Source organism: uncultured Roseobacter sp. (assembly GCF_947491795.1).
Classification (GTDB): domain Bacteria; phylum Pseudomonadota; class Alphaproteobacteria; order Rhodobacterales; family Rhodobacteraceae; genus Roseobacter.
In genome coordinates, this window is sequence record NZ_CANLKW010000029.1 from 1 (window position 1) to 958 (window position 958).

Genomic DNA, 958 nt, shown 5'->3' on the forward strand with positions numbered 1-958 from the left:
ATCAAAGTCCAGATCAATCAGGGCCTGCAGTTCAATGGCCAGAATCTCCTGATCCCATCCGGCGTTTTCGGCCAGTTTGTTGTCTGCCAGAACATAGGCGCGCCGTTCTTCAGCAGAAAGGTGCGAGAGCCTGAGGCAAGGCACCGTGCTGAGACCAAGCATCCCGGCTGCAGAAACACGTCCATGGCCGGCGATGATCTCGCTGTCGTCCGAAATAAGAACGGGATTGGTAAATCCAAAACGCTCAATGCTGCGCGCAATCTGGCGAATCTGTTTGGCTGAATGTGTTCGGGCATTGCGGTCGTAGGGGCGCAGTTCTGAAGGCGGAAGATGAATCAGCTGGCTTTGCACGAACGTTTTCACTGCAGCAGTCACGTTGTTTTCCTCCGTAGACATCAACACAGGCGACAGCCATCAGCATACACGCGTGCAGCGGGGCTGTGCAGGCACACTTGCCGAAAAGACGCCTTAACCAACTGATTTAGTGAATTTTTACACCATATTTTGTGACACCCACTTTTGCAGTAAAATTCTTTTTCAGGTAATTACGGTGGCTTGCGCTTTGCAAACCGGAAAGTTCTTTCCAGTTCAGGAGAAGCAATTGAAACATCACGATTTGTTTCAAGCCCCGCTTCCACAAATCTGGCCGCCGAGTTCAACGGGCCGTCAATTCAGTCCCATTTCACAAATCTGCTGCACCGTGTGACATGATCATCCGGTTTCAGAGCAGCCAGGACCCCCGATAACACCGCGGCTCTGTCCAAATGGCACTGCATCCGCGCAATGACGACCTGTATTTCCGGTATCAGCGCGTCCCTGTCCGGTTAAACGACAATGCCATCCCGCAAAATGACAGTCCTTTCCGCCTTCACAGCACCGATTTGGGACATTTGCCGCGAAATACGCCGCAGTTCCTGTTGCATAACATCGGCTTCCTCACCGGTAAGCTTTTGAGATA

At 52.0% G+C, this 958-nt stretch carries 2 protein-coding genes; one reads left to right on the forward strand and one right to left on the reverse strand.

All coding sequences use genetic code 11. The annotated features are described in order from the left end of the window. Positions 1-375, reverse strand: a 375-nt coding sequence (locus tag Q1A34_RS21920) for a ParB/Srx family N-terminal domain-containing protein (protein ID WP_300039642.1), incomplete at its 3' end; no start/stop codon positions are given. Between the two features lie 389 nt (positions 376-764). On the opposite strand from Q1A34_RS21920, the gene Q1A34_RS21925 reads away from it, so the two are divergent. Beyond that, positions 765-958 (forward strand): hypothetical protein (locus Q1A34_RS21925; RefSeq protein ID WP_300039644.1); only part of this gene is annotated, 194 nt, incomplete at its 3' end.